Source organism: Psychrobacillus psychrotolerans (assembly GCF_900115805.1).
GTDB classification, from domain to species: domain Bacteria; phylum Bacillota; class Bacilli; order Bacillales_A; family Planococcaceae; genus Psychrobacillus; species Psychrobacillus psychrotolerans.
This window is the reverse complement of the sequence record NZ_FOXU01000014.1, coordinates 1-16,817: the sequence shown is the minus strand read 5'-3', so window position 1 is coordinate 16,817 and position 16,817 is coordinate 1. Positions and strand designations below refer to the sequence as shown.

The 16,817-nt window shown below is 39.2% G+C and carries 17 protein-coding genes; 16 read left to right on the top strand and 1 reads right to left on the bottom strand.

Annotation, left to right across the window (positions count from 1 at the left end; all coding sequences use genetic code 11):
- The first annotated feature begins 278 nt into the window (after positions 1-278).
- The 15 genes from BM260_RS17800 (at position 279) to BM260_RS17730 (ending at position 15,053) form a co-directional block, all read left to right on the top strand.
- Entirely contained in the window at positions 279-1,091 is an 813-nt protein-coding gene (locus tag BM260_RS17800) for a flagellin N-terminal helical domain-containing protein (protein WP_093538690.1), read from the top strand.
- Positions 1,092-1,141: 50 nt separating this feature from the next.
- Positions 1,142-2,515 (top strand): S41 family peptidase, encoded by a 1,374-nt coding sequence (locus BM260_RS17795; RefSeq protein WP_093538689.1) that lies wholly within the window; start codon positions 1,142-1,144, stop codon positions 2,513-2,515.
- A 16-nt stretch (positions 2,516-2,531) separates the two neighbouring features.
- Entirely contained in the window at positions 2,532-3,212 is a 681-nt protein-coding gene (locus BM260_RS17790) for a hypothetical protein (RefSeq protein ID WP_093538688.1), read from the top strand.
- Entirely contained in the window at positions 3,209-4,468 is a 1,260-nt protein-coding gene (locus BM260_RS17785; protein WP_093538687.1) for an efflux RND transporter periplasmic adaptor subunit, read from the top strand. Before BM260_RS17790 ends, BM260_RS17785 begins: the two co-directional genes overlap by 4 nt.
- Positions 4,469-4,843: 375 nt before the next feature.
- Positions 4,844-5,110 (top strand): YhdT family protein, encoded by a 267-nt coding sequence (locus tag BM260_RS17780; RefSeq protein ID WP_093538686.1) that lies wholly within the window; start codon positions 4,844-4,846, stop codon positions 5,108-5,110.
- Complete coding sequence (gene panF / locus BM260_RS17775; RefSeq protein WP_093538685.1) at positions 5,107-6,555, top strand: sodium/pantothenate symporter; 1,449 nt, start codon at positions 5,107-5,109, stop codon at positions 6,553-6,555. Before BM260_RS17780 ends, panF begins: the two co-directional genes overlap by 4 nt.
- Positions 6,556-6,570: 15 nt before the next feature.
- Positions 6,571-7,482 (top strand): DMT family transporter, encoded by a 912-nt coding sequence (locus tag BM260_RS17770; RefSeq protein WP_093538684.1) that lies wholly within the window; start codon positions 6,571-6,573, stop codon positions 7,480-7,482.
- 176 nt (positions 7,483-7,658) lie between these two features.
- Positions 7,659-8,033, top strand: coding sequence for a hypothetical protein (locus tag BM260_RS17765; RefSeq protein WP_093538683.1), 375 nt, complete (start codon positions 7,659-7,661; stop codon positions 8,031-8,033).
- A gap of 287 nt (positions 8,034-8,320) precedes the next feature.
- Positions 8,321-9,019: a hypothetical protein gene (locus tag BM260_RS17760; RefSeq protein ID WP_139219942.1), complete on the top strand. Its 699-nt coding sequence runs from the start codon at positions 8,321-8,323 to the stop codon at positions 9,017-9,019.
- Positions 9,020-9,174: 155 nt separating this feature from the next.
- Complete coding sequence (gene sigI / locus BM260_RS17755; protein WP_093538681.1) at positions 9,175-9,924, top strand: RNA polymerase sigma-I factor; 750 nt, start codon at positions 9,175-9,177, stop codon at positions 9,922-9,924.
- The gene (locus BM260_RS17750; protein WP_093538680.1) at positions 9,921-10,775 is read left to right on the top strand and encodes an anti-sigma factor domain-containing protein; all 855 of its coding nucleotides are present in this window, start codon (positions 9,921-9,923) and stop codon (positions 10,773-10,775) included. The genes sigI and BM260_RS17750 overlap by 4 nt, the downstream gene beginning before the upstream one ends.
- 135 nt (positions 10,776-10,910) lie before the next feature.
- The gene (argC, locus tag BM260_RS17745) at positions 10,911-11,945 is read left to right on the top strand and encodes an N-acetyl-gamma-glutamyl-phosphate reductase (RefSeq protein ID WP_093538679.1); all 1,035 of its coding nucleotides are present in this window, start codon (positions 10,911-10,913) and stop codon (positions 11,943-11,945) included.
- An 18-nt stretch (positions 11,946-11,963) separates the two neighbouring features.
- Positions 11,964-13,190: a bifunctional ornithine acetyltransferase/N-acetylglutamate synthase gene (gene argJ, locus BM260_RS17740; protein WP_093538678.1), complete on the top strand. Its 1,227-nt coding sequence runs from the start codon at positions 11,964-11,966 to the stop codon at positions 13,188-13,190.
- Complete coding sequence (gene argB / locus BM260_RS17735) at positions 13,153-13,932, top strand: acetylglutamate kinase (RefSeq protein WP_093538677.1); 780 nt, start codon at positions 13,153-13,155, stop codon at positions 13,930-13,932. Before argJ ends, argB begins: the two co-directional genes overlap by 38 nt.
- Complete coding sequence (locus tag BM260_RS17730; RefSeq protein ID WP_093538676.1) at positions 13,929-15,053, top strand: acetylornithine transaminase; 1,125 nt, start codon at positions 13,929-13,931, stop codon at positions 15,051-15,053. Before argB ends, BM260_RS17730 begins: the two co-directional genes overlap by 4 nt.
- Positions 15,054-15,123: 70 nt before the next feature.
- Here the strand turns inward: BM260_RS17730 and BM260_RS18550 are convergent, their stop codons facing one another.
- Positions 15,124-15,285: a hypothetical protein gene (locus tag BM260_RS18550; protein ID WP_175496345.1), complete on the bottom strand. Its 162-nt coding sequence runs from the start codon at positions 15,283-15,285 to the stop codon at positions 15,124-15,126.
- A gap of 469 nt (positions 15,286-15,754) precedes the next feature.
- Here BM260_RS18550 and BM260_RS17725 point away from each other — a divergent pair, with 469 nt between their 5' ends.
- Positions 15,755-16,705 carry a nuclease-related domain-containing protein gene (locus tag BM260_RS17725; RefSeq protein WP_175496344.1) on the top strand — a complete coding sequence of 317 codons (951 nt, stop codon included), beginning with the start codon at positions 15,755-15,757 and terminating at the stop codon, positions 16,703-16,705.
- Positions 16,706-16,817: the final 112 nt, after the last annotated feature.

Here is a 16,817-nt window from a genome sequence, read left to right as displayed (position 1 = left end):
CGAGTACTCCAAACAAAATATCCCCCCAATTAAATCCAAACTTGTCGATTTTCATTTATATAAGCTCCTTTCCTGTCAATTTCCCGGGAAATAACTCGATTATTTAATTTGTCGTAAAATAAGTTCAAAAGTTTCACTTATCCTGTCCAATAAAGGAAGGAGTTAGTCACTTTTTAACGAATTAATTCTTCGTATTCACATACAGTTAGAAAAGCATAGAGTAGAAAGGTGAAGTATAATATAAATATGACGATATAACGATAAAGGGAGTTGATAGGATGCTTGGGAAATGGAATTCTACTGGACTATCTATTTTAAGGAATATGAACTCTCAATATGCAATGATAAATAAGTCCATGGAACGTATTTCTTCTGGATATCGTATCAATCGAGCGGGGGATGATCCAGCTGGTCTAGCTATATCTGAAAAAATGCGTGCCCAAATTCGGGGGCTTGGTCAGGCTTCGAGGAATATCCAAGATGGAATTTCCCTTGTCCAAACTGCAGAAGGTGCGCTGAATGAAACTCATTCTATTTTGCAAAGGATGAGAGAACTTAGTGTTCAATCAGCTAATGATACGCTGACCAATTCAGATCGAGATCAAATGGCGATAGAGTTTGAAGAACTAAAAAAAGAAGTCTCTAGAATTTCTAAAGATACGGAATTTAATACAAAGCCTTTATTAGATGGCTCCCAAAATTCTATTAAAATTCAGGCAGGTGCCAATGCAGGACAATTTATTGAATTGTCTTTTGGCAATATGGGTGCTACTAATATTGGAATACAGAATCTATCTATTTCTACTAGAGACGGTGCAGAAAAAGCAATGGAAGAGCTCGATAAAGCTATTCAAAAGGTATCAAGTGAACGGTCCAAAATGGGGGCATATACAAATCGTATGGAGCATGCATATAATAATGCACTTAATATGGAAGAAAACCTGACTGCGGCCGAATCGAGAATTAGAGATGTAGATATTGCAAAGGAAATGATGGCGCTCACTAAAGCAAGTATATTAATGCAAGCCAACCAATATGTCCTAAGCTTGCATATGCAACAAGCGCAAAGTGTACTACAGCTACTAAAGTAACAATATTTCAGTTAAGATAGGTTTATAGAAAACAAAAAGGGGGAAATGGGATGAAGAGGTTTACTGTCCTTGCAGTAATCTTTATCGGTTTAATCTCAACACCGTTTTCTTCATTGGCAGCACCGCTGGATGAAGTGAAAAACTTAGTTAGTGAGCACTACAAAGGTGAAATACCTTCTAATATAGTAGACATAGATTCTATTGATGAGATAATGAAACAGTTAGATCCCTACTCTACTTATTTTACGAGGGAAGAATTTGAGGCATACACGAATTCCATCAATAATACGACCACTGGCATTGGGGTGACAATTGAAGAACATCCGAAGGGAATTCAAATTGTCGGCACGTTTGAAGGAGGAGCAGCTGCTCAAGCTGGTATATCACCCGGTGATATTATTCTTTCCGTTGATGGTATAGCAACTAATGGTATGTCAATACAACAAGCATCTTCGATGATTACGGGTAAAGAAGGAACCGCCGTCCAATTACAGATATTGACCAGTAACAATTCCAAACAAGTATTTAACATAACGCGAAAGAAGTTTACGATTCCTGTAGTAACAAAAGAACTCTTAGCTGGTAGTGTTGGATATATAAGTATGAATTCATTTTCTGATGATGGAGCAGTTCTTGTACAAAAAGCAAAAGTTGATCTAGAAAAGAAGGGTGCAACTTCATTTATACTGGACTTGCGTAATAATGGCGGAGGATATGTACATACAGCAGAAGAACTTATTGGTCTATTTCCAAACAGTCCTGATGCGTTTAAAATTATTACCACAAAAGAGACTACATTAACTAAATCGATGAAGCAACCCTCCTTGTTTCCTGCCAATACGAAAGTGCTAGTGAATGGGTATAGTGCAAGTGCTTCAGAAATGACTGCAGCCGCATTACTAGATCAAAAATCGGCAACTCTCTATGGTCAAACTACATATGGAAAAGGTTCCATGCAATCATTCTTTAGTCTTTCAGATGAATCAATTATAAAATTGACAGTTGCAAACTTTACTGGCCCTAAGGGAACGCTTATTCACAAAAAGGGTGTGAAGCCCAACTACGAAACAGAAGTTGGATACGAATTATTACAAGCGCATCAAGACGCATTAGTAGAATCATATAAAAACTATAAAAAGATGTCCGCATTACTTAATGTACCGACAACGAAACAATTCACTATTACTTTTTCCGGCACTGTAGTAGAAAATACAAAGCAAAAAGTGGAACTAGTGAAATTAGGATCTACCAACACGGTCCCGGTTACTATTAAAGCAAAATCATCAAAACAGTTCGTTGTCACACCAACAGCACCACTAGAAAAAGGAGCAGCCTATCTACTTCTCATTCATCCGACATTTCAAACAAATGCAGGAATTATGATGAGAAATGGTGCTTATGTGGAAGTAACTGTTCAACCATAAGAGGGGGAACACTGGAATGTTTTTTGAATTTCGTTTTTGGAAATACCTGTTTAACAGAAATGATCTCATTGTCTCTTTAAAGGAAGAAGCCACGATGAGAGACTTTCAAAGTCGCGTATGGTTCGTCGCAATCTTTGGAGTCCTATTATTTGCACTAAGAGATATTTGGGGACTACACACAGAAGAACTAACAGCTCTATTTGTCAATGGCTATGAAGATACATTTACGATTGCTAGAATCATATCTTTAATAGGAACTATTATTTGGTCCTTAATATACATGGCCCTTCATTTCTTTTTAATCTCGTATATTTTACATAAGTTTACTAAAGTAGAATTATCCAAAGTAGCAATTCTACAACTATTCGTTGTTGCAATTCTTTTAATGGAAAAAGCACTTAACTATTTCTTATATGCTGTAGTTGGCTACACAACCGATTACTCAGTCCTTTCATTTGGACCACTAGCAGCTACGTTTCTAGAACATACCTATTTCAATCATTTCTTCAATGAATTATCCTTGATTACTGCATTAATAATTGCTATTCAATATCATTTTTTACGAGCTTTTACTACGCTATCTGCACGTAAATTATTCTTTTTGTTAATAGCAATTCAAATAGTTTTAGCTTTTATTACAGCTGGCTTTGAAATACTCCCAATTGAGTCATGGGTCGAAGGGGGGCAAACCAAATGAATAAATGGTTAACTATAGGGATTTCCATAGTCGTCGCTACCTTTATAGGAGCTAATGCGGTTCTCATCTATTCAGATAAAAGTCAAATCAGTAGAACATTTTATGTGAGTGATTATGAACGGGCAAATGAAAATACATATGCTACGGAAATCGAAAAAGAATCCATTGTAATTCCTGCTAATGAGATGTCCGTAGCGATTGATGTAGAAGCTGTGAATGATGTCATTGTAGCAGAAGGAGATTCAGTAGAGGAAGGTAGTGATCTTGCTACACTCAAAACAAATTCTGCTGAAGACCAACGCATGCTATGGGAAACAGAGCAGCAGGCCTATATGCAAGAGCAATCAGAGCTTAATGAAATCATAAGCGACCTGGAATCCGATCGTTATGGAGCCGATCCGAGTTCATCGAGTAATGGACAGGCAACTGGGGGCACGGCAGACGAGATTGTCGATGTAAATGTCCAAGTGGACGTTAATGTATCGCAAGATGGTAATTTTGCTCAAGGGATAGCGGAAGCGAAACAAAAACTAGCAGAAGTAGATCGTAAACTTCAAATTGTCGATGCTCAGCTTGCACAGGATTCAGGGGAACTTTCTTTATTAAGCCCAATAAGTGGCACTGTTTCAACTATTGAAGAACGAAATGGGAAATACTTTATTCACTTATTTGCAAATGAAAAATCAGTCATTACTTACGTAAAAGAATCCGAATGGCATGATATTGAAGAAGGGCAAAGCGTGAAAAACTACTCAACTCACCGAGATGGAGTAGTAGAAGGAAGTATTTTAAGTAAAGTGCAAGTACCTGCTAATGCATCTAAATGGCTAACAGCATACGAACAATTTGCAAGTAAAACGGACGAACCGTTGTACGAAGTGCAGATTCAGTTAGCAGAACCATTGGAAGTCTTGCCATTTGCCGCAAATCTAAATTCAGTAATCACTACGAACCAAGCAGAGAATGCTGTGCAGGTAAACTCGAAATGGTTACTCAACCGCTCCGAAAATGCAGCAGAAGTTTACACACTTTCAAGTGAGGGCAGAATCATTCGTACACCTGTAACCGTACCGTTCGACTTGAAACAACATGCCATTATTTCAGGAGGACTAAGTAATGGGAGCATCTTCCTCAATGATGACCAAAAAACAGACAATGCCGAAGTATTTCTACCATTCCCAGTAGACCTTCCAACCTGGAATAGCATCAAATCAGTCAGTTGGAAAGACTACGTGAAATACTTAACTTACAAATAAATATCATTGATAACAACCGAAAAGCATTGCGCTGTTCGGTTGTTTTTTTGAGAAGTGGCTGTATGAGAGAGGTTTCTAGCTATACGAGAGAATGTCGACTATACAAGGGCAAAATTAGTATATACGAGAGAGATTTGTCTTCATGCGAGAGGGATAGCTTCTATATGAGAGCGAGGTAGGCGTATACGAGAGAGTGTCGCCAATAAGAGGGCAAAATCAGTATATACGAGAGAGACTTGTCTTCATCCGAGAGAGAGAAGGCCGTATATCAGAGACATGCTAAACTCCAAACTTCCAATCTCTTTAAAAACCCCTATTAACAACTGAATTTAACTTCGTTATACTAGAGTGACACATTACGAACGGCGGGAGTGGATGACAATGGATCCTAGATTTAAGATTGCGCATAGAGAAGCACTGATTGGTGTTGCACTGGCAATTGTACATTTTATATGGTGGTTTGGTTTTGCATATGGGCTTGGCTCGAAACCAGTAGAGGAATATTCATATATTCTAGGATTTCCAGATTGGTTTTTTTATAGTTGTATTGTTGGTTTTATACTTGTGGCAATTACAGTTATTATACTGGTGAAATTCGTGTTGAAGGATGTTTCGTTAGAGGAAGAGGGGGATGAACAGTGAATATACAAGTAATCATCCCGATGGTTATTTTTCTTGCCATTATTTTTTTCATTGGCTTTTGGTCTAGTAAGAAATTAGAAGCATCGACAGGTGGATTTTTACAGGAGTACTTTTTAGGTGGTCGTGAGCTAGGCGGATTTGTATTGGCAATGACGATGGTTGCTACATATGGTAGTGCCTCCAGTTTCCTAGGTGGACCAGGAACCGCCTATACGATGGGATTTGGCTGGGTGTTACTTGCGATGACTCAAGTAGTGACGAGCTATTTTGTGCTCCTTATTCTCGGGAAAAAATTTGCTATTTTAGCTCGAAAATATAACGCAATTACATTAATAGATTTTCTAAAAGTACGCTATAACGATAGTAAAGCAGTTGTTTTACTGGCTGCTGCTAGTATCATTATCTTTTTGTTTTCCGCTATGACAGCCCAATGGGTTGGTGGCGGTCGTTTAATCGAATCGCTAACTGGTCTGAAGTATACGACGGCATTATTTATTTTTGCTGTATCAGTTTTAGTTTATGTAGTCATTGGTGGTTTCCGAGCAGTGGCAGTGACAGATGCTGTGCAAGGCGGGGTTATGGTAATTGGAACGCTCATCCTACTAATCGCAGTCATTATTGCGGGTGGCGGAGTACCGAATATCATGCAGGACCTTTTGAACGAAAATCCAAATTTAGTGACTCCATACGGCAACGAAGGGAATTTATCTGCCGCCTATGTGTCATCCTTTTGGATCCTTGTAGGAGTAGGGGTCGTAGGTCTCCCACAAATGGCAGTACGAGCAATGTCGTACAAAAATACGCGCTCTATGCACCGTGCATTAGTAATTGGAACGCTTGTCACTGGTTTCATCATGCTGAATATGCATCTCATCGGTATTTTTGCTCGACCGGTAATGCCAGGAATCGAAGTAGCAGATACGGTGATTCCGCTTGTCGCATTGAAAATTCTTCCTGCTTGGCTCGCTGGTATCGTGCTAGCTGCGCCACTTGCTGCAATTATGTCAACAGTAGATTCCTTGCTTATTCTTGTAAGTTCTTCTATTGTGAAAGACGTTTATATTAACTATATCAATCCAAATGCAACTGAGAAGAAGGTTAAAACTTTAAGTTTTGGTGTAACCGCAATTTTAGGCAGCATTGTCTTTTTATTGGCATTGAATCCACCAGAACTATTAATATTCTTAAACTTATTTGCTTTTGGAGGACTTGAGGCAGCCTTTATTTGGCCGATTGTGCTAGGATTATACTGGTCATATGGCAATAAATATGGGGCTATTGCATCGATGATTACTGGAATTGTCTCCTATATAGCGCTCCATTTTTACAATCTGGCATATGGAAACTTATTTGATTTACATACAGTAGTAATCCCGGTTGTCTTATCACTCATTGCTTACGTGACATTCAGTTTATTGATCAATAAAACAAAATATATATATTAGTAAGGAGATCCTCAGATGAAACAATGGAAAATATATGCAATGCTCGTATTTGTCATGTTCGCTTGGGGAGCTAACGTTTCACTACTCAAATACATGGTGGAAGCAGTCCCACCCGTAACACTTACTGCATTTCGAATACTAGTAGCAGGGTTAGTCGTTGTCGTGATTTTATGGAAAATGAAATTACTACGTAAACCATCGCGCAGTGAGTGGAAGTACATTTTACTCGGAACGCTTACTAATGTGGTGGCGCATCATTATTTTCTTAATATGGGCTTATCCATCACTAGTGCAACTCATGGAGGCTTAATCTTAGGAACTGGACCTATGCTTACAGCGATATCAGCAGCAATCATTTTAAAGTACTACCCATCAAAATTTCAATGGCTGGGGTTAGTGCTTGGTTTAGCTGGGATTGCGGTTTCCATTCTCATTGGTAGTGAAACAATGGGAGCAAACCTAGGAGATTTCTACGTATTTTTAGCAATATTTGTGCAAGTATTAAGCTTCATGGTCGTTAGTAAGGCTGCACGAACATTGGACCCACGATTATTGACAGTCTATATGCTTCTAATCGGTGCGGCATTCCTATTTGTCATTAGTTTTATTCAAGAACCTGGAGCTATTAAACAATTTGCTAACACAACGCCAACCTTTTGGGCAGTTTTCTTTGCTTCAGCAGTTGTCAGTACCGCAATTGGTCACCTTATATACAACTATGCGATAGGTCAAGCGGGTGCAACGAAAGCGGCAATATTCATGAACTTAAATCCTATATTTGCATTAATAATTTCTGCACTGTTCTTAGGGGAAGTGCTGCACCTCAACCATTTCCTTGGACTAATCTTAATCGTGGCAGGCGTTATGCTAGGCTCAGGGGCTGCAGAAGATTTATGGAAAAAAAGAAAATTAGCTGCAAAAGAATAGTTCTTTGACACTATTAGAGAAATTCAACATAATTCAAAAGTATCTCAACAGATCCCCGATCTCTGGTGAAAATATTACAAATGGCATTCTTCTAGGTGCATTGTGTCCATATACAGCAAGTATCCTTTAGCCTATACTTATATAAAGGCTATTTCACAAAAGAGATGGGGGATATTATGGACTTTCCAGAACTATTAAAACAACTAAACAAAAGTATTGATAGTCTAGACTTAGTATCAGCCAGAAAGTATATTGAAGAAAACATAGACTTACTAACAAAAAATAGACAGCTGTTACGTGGCAATACCAGAGCAATGTTTGATATCATCAAACAGAAAAAAGATACAGGTGAAAAACCACTAAGCCGTCATGAGATGACCGTAATCTATTCTATAAATAAATACGCTACAAAATTTGATCTCACTGGCCTCAAACTAATAGTGAATAACAACGCAGAACTCTTCATCAATGAAGATATTAAACAATACCTAAACGAAGATGCCAAAACACTACTCCAAGGCATGCATGTACTCCACAAAAACGAAACATAACCCATCAAGAAACGAACGCAATCTCTGCGTTCGTTTTTTTGATGCCTTAAACTGGATAAATATTCCGTTACGCGAGTAAAAGGCGTAGCTCCGCCAGTAAATGTGAGTTGAGCGCGAGTAACCGCCTTACGAGAGTGGGTATTCACTCAGCGTCCGCCAGTATTCTATATCAAACCGCCAGTAAAAAAATCTTTCCACCCGACCCCCATAAAAAGGACAACCTCACCGAATAACTAAGTGTCGAAACAAAAAGACAAAATCTAATACGAGGTGATGTAACTTTGCAGATGAAATTTAAAAAAACTGGAGCAGCATTATTAGTAGCTACAATGACGGTAACAGGAGCGAGTTATGCTTGGGCAAACGAAAATTTATTCGATACGGTAGACTTGAACAAAGTGCTTGATCAAAAAGAAACGGAAACAGTTGAAGTGCCGAAAACTTCGACACCAGACACTGTGACACCGGTTGTGACAACAGGCGATACAGTAGGTATGGATATTGAGATTCCAGAAGGATACAACGCTGGAAACTTAGTAGCCCTTTCTAAAGCCTATGAAAATGCTGGTAATGAAACTGCTAAAGCTGCGATTAAACGCAATGCAGAACGCGCTATTGCAAAATTTGAAGCTAAACAAGCAGAAACTCCAGAGCCAATTAAACAAGAAGAACCAAAACAAACAGAACCTAAAAAAGAAGATCCTATTGTACAACCTCCTGTGATGGAGCAGCCGAAAACAGAAATACCTGTAACGGAAACACCTGTAGTAAAACCTGTTGAAAAGGAACCAGTAGTGAAAGAGACTGTAAAACAACCTAAAAAAGAAATAAAACAAGCAGAAAAAGAAGAAAGAAAAGCTCTACAACAAGAACAAAAAGAAGAACGAAAAGCATTACACGCTGAGCATAAAGAAGAAAAGAACGCGTTAAAAGAAGAGCGTAAAGCTGAAAAGCAAGAACACAAAGAGAACAAAAACCAAAAATAAATCCATTTTGACTAAAACACTATTATTAGAGATGAAATAAATCGTGTAGATACTTTTAATTTCGTCTAGTAATCTAAAATTAATACCGATTTTCATTCTCCCTTTAGCTAAAGTATACTTATTGCCTAAGGGAAATGTGGGAACGGAGGGTATGTATGCTCTTGTCAATAATGCAAGGTCTATTCAAAACAAAACCAAAACAGAATATGCAAGAGCTTATTAAAAAAGCGCAAGCAGGGGACAAGGAGGTTCTAAATGACCTCCTTTTTGCCCATACCCAATTTGCGAAAAAAACCGCCAGTTTCATTTGTAAACGACCTATTGAGGAGCAAGATGAAGAATTCAGCATTGCGTTAAATGGATGTCACGAAGCGATTAATGCATACAATCCTTCTGAAAATACTTCCTTCCAAACCTTTGCCCATTTAATTATAAAAAGACGCATTATTGATTTTATCCGGAAAGAAACAATTCGCAATAAAAAAGAATTACTGTTTGATACTGATAACAATGCATCAGAGGATACCCATTTTTTATTAAAACAGCATGCAGTAACTACATACTCAGAAGAACAATTTACACTATCAAGGCAAGATGAACTGTTGAAATACAGCGATCTATTATCAAACTTTAAACTATCCTTTGACGAGTTAACAAAAGCAGCCCCGAAACATAAAGACGCTAGAAAAACAGCCTTTCAAATTGCTCAAATTATCGCAGAATCAGAGGAACTGTACACACTTTTAATGAAAACTAAAAAACTACCTTTGAAAGAAATGGAAGCACTAGTAGAAGTGTCGAGAAAAACACTCGAACGGCAACGAAAGTACATTATTGCAGTCGTACTTCTATTAAACAGTGACTTCGTTTATATAAAAGACTACGTGAAAGGAGAAATCATATGATGCGAAAATATAGGGGCATTGTTTGTGAAAAGAAGGCAAGCTACACTGTTTTTCTTACAGAAAATGGCGAGTTTCTTCGTGGAGTTCCACTTATTGCAGACGTTCAAATAGGTGAAGAAGCAGCGTTTCATTTAATTGCTTCAACCATATCCAAAAGACGGATGAAACCTATTTTCATAGCGCCGGCCTTAATAGCAGCAATACTCCTTCTATTTTTAGTAGCATCCTGGTTTCCCAAAGCTACTCCTGCATACGCTTATATCCAGGTAGAAGGTGATTCGACTATTGAAATTGGCATAGATGAGGACGGCAAAGTTATTTCCCTTCAATCCTCCACAGAAACAATGGGTGATTGGGAAGGACAACCAATGGACTTGGTGTTAGCAAAAGCGGTAGAACAAATAAGTACGGATAAGAATGAACTTGCAGTAACAACCGTTTATGAAAAAGAAGATAAACCGAAACTAAAAAAACAAATTGAAAAAGCAGTCCAAGAAGTGAATAAAAAACCTTTGCCACAAAAGAATTTTATCGAACCAGAACCAAAAAACACGAAACCTAAAGAAGTAAACGCAAAGCCTCCAGGTCAAATTAAAAAAGAAGAAAAGTTACCAAACCCAAATATACCAGCAACAAAAACGGAACCAAAGAACTCACCTATTGAAAAACCAGTTAAGAACAACGAAACAAAAGACAAATCAAATGAAAATAAAGCACAACCTAAAGAAAACAAACCAACAAATAATTCCAACAAAGTCCCAGGTCAAGAAAAGAAAAAGAACGAGGACAAATCAAATAACGGAAACAATGCCAATAAGAATAATGGAAACAATAAAAATGCTAATAACTAACCAAACAAACCCTTTGTACTAAACAAAGGGTTTTTCGATGTACCTGATAAATTCACTAAATATATTAAAAATACAATTGACTTTATAATTATGCAGTATTATACTAATCATTATCTTACGTTTGGAGTGATAAGGATGAAAATAGGAATTATAGGTGCTACGGGTTATGGTGGACTGGAGTTAATAAGGCTATTGCATAATCATCCCGAAGCCGAGCGTATTGATTTATTCACTTCTTCAGAAGAAGGAATGCAGTTTTCGAATAAATATACACATTTAATGAATATTTACGATCAAAAACTTCTAGCGATCGAACATAATAGACTAACAGAATATGACGTCATTTTTACGAGTACTCCCTCAGGGGTATCTACTGGGATATTACCTTCTTTAATAGGAAGCGGTCCGAAGCTTATTGACTTGTCTGGTGACTTCCGATTGAAAAATCCTTTAGATTATGAGCAGTGGTACCAAAAAGCACCCGCACCACCAACGGCATTAGAAAAAAGTGTGTATGGTTTAACGGAGTGGAATGAAGCTGCCATTCAACAAGCGGATCTAATCGCAAACCCAGGATGTTATCCGACAGCGGTATTGTTATCTTTATTGCCGCTATTAAAGGAAAACTTAATCGACTCAACGAATATAGTTATAGATGCAAAGAGTGGCGTGTCAGGAGCGGGTAACAAGCCATCTCAAATGACGCACTTCAGTGAAACAAATGAAAACACGGCAATTTATAAAATACATCAGCATCAACATATACCGGAAATCGAACAGGCTATTAATATGTTTGCAGGTCAGACATCACCGATCACATTTACGACGCATTTAGTTCCAATGACTAGAGGAATTCTTGCGACAAGCTATGCCGCACTTCAGTCGAATGTGACCGAGCGACAATTGACAAACGCGTTGAAAGAACGCTATGCATATGATCCCTTCGTCCGCATTATCGAAGAAACGAACAAATTTGGAACCAATCAAGTATACGGCTCTAATTTCTGTGATATTCACGTAAAAGTCGATCCACGTACGAACCGTGCCACTATCGTTTCGGTTATCGACAACCTCGTAAAAGGAGCAGCAGGCCAGGCAATTCAAAATATGAATGTACAATTTAATATCGACCAAACGACTGGTCTTCAGCAAGTCCCACTATTTATCTAGACAGAGGAGGAATAACCGATGACGACAAAAACCATTGCGATGAAAAGCATCTCTTATAAAAACATTGCCTCGCCAAAAGGTTTCCAAGCAACCGGAATCCATTGCGGTTTAAAGCATAAAAAAAAGGACTTAGCACTTCTTGTTAGCGACGTACCTGCAAGCGTAGCGGGAGTTTTTACAACGAATGCGATCAAAGCAGCACCACTACTGATCACAAAAGATGTCGTATATGAAACAGGTAAAATGCAAGCAATCATTGTAAACGCGGGAAACGCCAATGCCTGCACGGGTAAACAAGGGATGGCAGATGCATATACGATGCAGCAACTTACAGCAGACAAACTAGGAATTGATCCGTCACTTATCGGTGTTGCTTCTACTGGAGTAATCGGGGAACTCATGAAAATGGAGCCAGTAACTACAGGTATTCAAAACCTAGAACCAGTAGATGAACTGGAAGGTGCGATCGACTTTTCATTAGCGATTATGACAACGGATACTGTAACGAAAAACACAACTTATTCAACGACTATTAATGGTAAAGAGGTTATCATTGCAGGTACTGCAAAAGGATCTGGCATGATTGAACCAAATATGGCGACAATGCTTGGTTTTATAACGACTGATGCCAATATCGAATCCAACCATCTTCAAGATGCACTAAAAGCTATCACAGATGTGACTTTTAATGCAATTACAGTGGACGGCGACACATCGACAAATGATATGGTAATTGTGATGGCGAACGGAATGGCGCAAAATAATACGTTAACTCCAGAACATCCAGACTGGGAAAACTTCCTTCAAACCTTACACACCGTGTCACAAGATTTAGCTAAAATGATTGCCAAAGACGGGGAAGGCGCAACGAAGCTCATTGAAGTGGAAGTAAAAGGTGCCATTACGGATATAGAAGCACGCAAAATCGCTAAAACAGTAGTAGGCTCTCCGCTTGTTAAAACAGCGATTTTCGGAAATGATGCAAACTGGGGAAGAATTATTGCGGCAGTCGGCTATAGTGGTGCAACAATCGATCCAAACGCCATTACGATTCTACTTGGTACCACAAAAGTAGTAGAAAACGGCGAGCCAGTTCCTTTCTCAGAAGATGATTTAATCATTTATTTGAAACAGCCAGAAGTTAAAATCTTCGTCGATATTCATCAAGGCAATGGTCAAGGAACTGCATGGGGGTGCGATTTGACATATGACTACGTCCAAATCAACGCAACCTACCGCTCTTAAACGCATCGTCATCAAGCTTGGTGGCAGTATGCTCGAGGGTTTAAATGAAAACTTCTTCTCTAACTTCAAAAAACTGCAAGCATCTGGCCACGAAATCGTCATTGTACACGGTGGAGGACCAGCGATCAATGCAGCCCTTGCTGCTAATGGAGTTACGACCACTGCTATTAATGGAATACGTGTGACATCTGCTGAAGCAATCGGCATTGTCCAGTCCACTTTAATAGGTCAAGTAAACCCAGCCCTAGTGCATCAGCTAAATAAAAATGGAATCCAAGCAATCGGTTTGAGTGGCTACGATAGTCAGTTATTAGAGTGCACCATATTAGATGAAGCAACATATGGTTTTGTAGGAGAAATCCAACAAGTGAATACGCCCCTGCTTGAAACATTACTGCAGCATGGAATCACTCCCGTAATTTCAAGTATTGGCTGCACGATAGAAGGAAATCCGCTGAATATCAATGCGGACACTGTAGCTAGCAAAGTCGCTTTGGCAATTAAAGCTGAAAGTCTGCAGCTCGTAACGGATACACCAGGCATTAAAATTGGCGGAGAAGTACAAGAAATAGTTACCTCCGAAAAAATTAGTCACTGGATCAGTTCAGGAGATATATACGGAGGAATGATTCCAAAAGTTACCGCGGCTCTTGACTGCTTAACAGCGGGTATTCCATCCGTCGAAATCGTCGGAGATCAACTTTCCGGCACAACAATTTTGCAACAGGAGGTATACGCATGAGCTCATTATTCCAAAACTATACGCGCCGTCCCATTCATCTTGTGAAAGGGAGGGGGACCATCGTGACAGATGCTAACGGAAAAGACTACCTCGATTTCACAAGCGGTATTGCCGTGCTAAGTCTAGGGCATACGCATCCTGCGATAGTTCAAGCGATTCAAGAACAAAGCGAAAAGCTCTGGCATATATCGAACCTGTTCGAAAACCCAGAACAAGAGAAACTAGCCGAAACCCTTGTAAACGATACGCACTTCGCTCACGCCTTTTTCTGCAACAGTGGAGCAGAGGCGAACGAAGCAGCGATCAAACTAGCGCGCAAGCATACAGGGAAACACACAATCATCACCTTTGAAAAGTCATTTCACGGACGCACATTCGGTGCCATGTCTGCAACTGGCCAAGACAAAATACGCAACGGCTTTGGTCCATTGCTTGAAACATTCAAAACCGTCCCATTTAACGATGTATCTGCATTAGAAGCAGTAATCGACGATGAAGTAGGCGCAATCATGCTCGAAGTTATCCAAGGAGAAGGCGGCGTCAACCAAGTAACGCCCGAATTCGCTCAGGCAATCTCGGACATATGTTTAGCGAACGGAATTCTACTCATTATAGACGAGGTCCAAACAGGCATTAGCCGCACGGGAACCCGCTACGCATACGAGCAAACTGTCCTAAAACCTGACATAATGACGTTGGCAAAAGGTCTTGGTGGAGGCTTCCCAATCGGGGCAATGCTAGGAACAGCAGACCTGCACGACTCATTAGGTCCGGGCACACACGGCACTACCTTTGGAGGAAACCCTCTAGCAGTAGCCGTCGCACAAACCGTATTAGATAACGTATTTGTATCTGATTTTATAGGAGAAGTGAATAGAAAATCTGCTTACTTTATAGAAAAATTAAGTGAAACACTGCCAAGTCATAAAGTTGTCGGCTCTGGCTTATTACTCGGAATCGTCTGCGAAGAAGAAGTAGCGTCCTACATAACAGCAGCCGACGAAGCAGGTCTTCTATTAGTTTCGGCAGGACCAAACGTCATCCGTCTCCTACCGCCACTAACTGTAACAAACGAAGAAATTGACCAAGCCGTCGACATTCTTAAAACCATCCTATCTTAATAAAAACTTGAATTAAAGCGCTCAGAGAACCGCTATTCACAACCAAGGACCTGCCTATTCGGCAGGTCCTTTACTGTTGCCACCGATGAGAACTTCCAATAAATCCCGTTCCGCCAGTAAACGAACCTGCTCCGCCGGTAAAATTGGCTCGAGAGCGAGTATTCCCTACGGCTCCGCCTGTAAAACCACCACGTCCGCCAGTAACCACGCTCCCTCCGCGAGTAACATCCAAAAAGGAGGCTTTCGCTCAGGCAAAAAGCAAATTGCATTAAGGTTCCAATAAATCCTGTTCCCCCAGTAAAGAACCTTGCTACGTCGGTAAACTTGGCTCGAGAGCGAGTATTCCATATGGCTCCACCAGTAAATCCACCATGTCCGTCAGTAATCAGCCTACGTCCGCGAGTAAAATCCAAAAAGGAAGCTTTTCGCTCGTACGAAAAGCCAACTGCCTTGAAACTTCAAATAAAATCGTTCCATAATTAACGTTTGTATTAACTCAACTAAAATTAGCATCAAAAGAATACTATAATTCTACAAAAACCTCCGAATATTATTGTGTAATAGGAGCAACAATTTAATTCTTGATCACCTTTCTTAAGTAAAAACCAATTCTCAACCTAAAATATCCTTCAAAATGCGATTTCTGTGAGTCCTCTTCCAAGCCCCGACGGATTATGTTAATCTATCCTGGAGGTGATCAAATGATTGTAAAACCATACACACAAACACTATATATGGACGCACTTATCTCGTTAACCAAACGGCTAAAGAAGAATCACCCCAAATATAACTCACTTCAAGATGAGTTGAATCGTAATATTGCTGGAGATATAGGGGAAGAAGCAGTTATGAATTTCCTGAAAAAAGTTCATCTTCCATACAAATTCTTTGCATTTCACAACGTTTCACTATACGGCGAATCTCTTTTTCAAATGGATATCCTCTTAATATCACAGTACTACGCAGTAATATTAGAGGTTAAGAATATTAAAGGGGAAATAGAATTTAAATCACACCCATTTCAGTTGAGTCGCACATTAACAACAGGAGAAAGAAACTCCTTCGACAGTCCAGAAATTCAATTACAAGAATATATATACCAGTTGAATAGAGTATTTAAGAGTGCTGGATTTTCAATTCCGATATACGGTGCCGTTGTTTTTCCTTTCACTACCAGCTATATCAAAATCCCTCCAAACGAAACAACCCTACTTTTCAGAAATGAAATAAGATCCTATTTGAGAAACATAAAGACCGAAAATCCACCACTTTCTATAGAAGGACTTAACAACCTCAAAAACCTTATCCTAAACAAAATTACCAATTACAAACCACTTCCACTTACACGTCACTTTGCAATTCATCCTAATGACATTATCAACGGAGTAGAATGTCCTGCCTGTAACTTTGTAGGGATGAAAAAAATTCCTCGCCACTGGATTTGTCCGCGATGTAAAAGTATCAGTGATAATGCACATACCAGAACCATAAAGGATTACTTTCTTGTATATAAAGACACCATTTCCAATAAAGAATGTCGACATTTTTTAAATCTTAATAATGCGCACGAAGCATACAGAATTCTAAATAACGCAAACCTAATCAAAACGGGAAAATATAAAGATGCCAAATATACAATGAAATTCATGTGAAAAAGATCTTCTACTCCTGAAGTGACCCCTAAAAGTTAGACACGGTTATTTCATTAAGCAACTTGGTAAAAATGGGTTCGGTATTGCACCGGACTCATTTTTAATTTTGCCT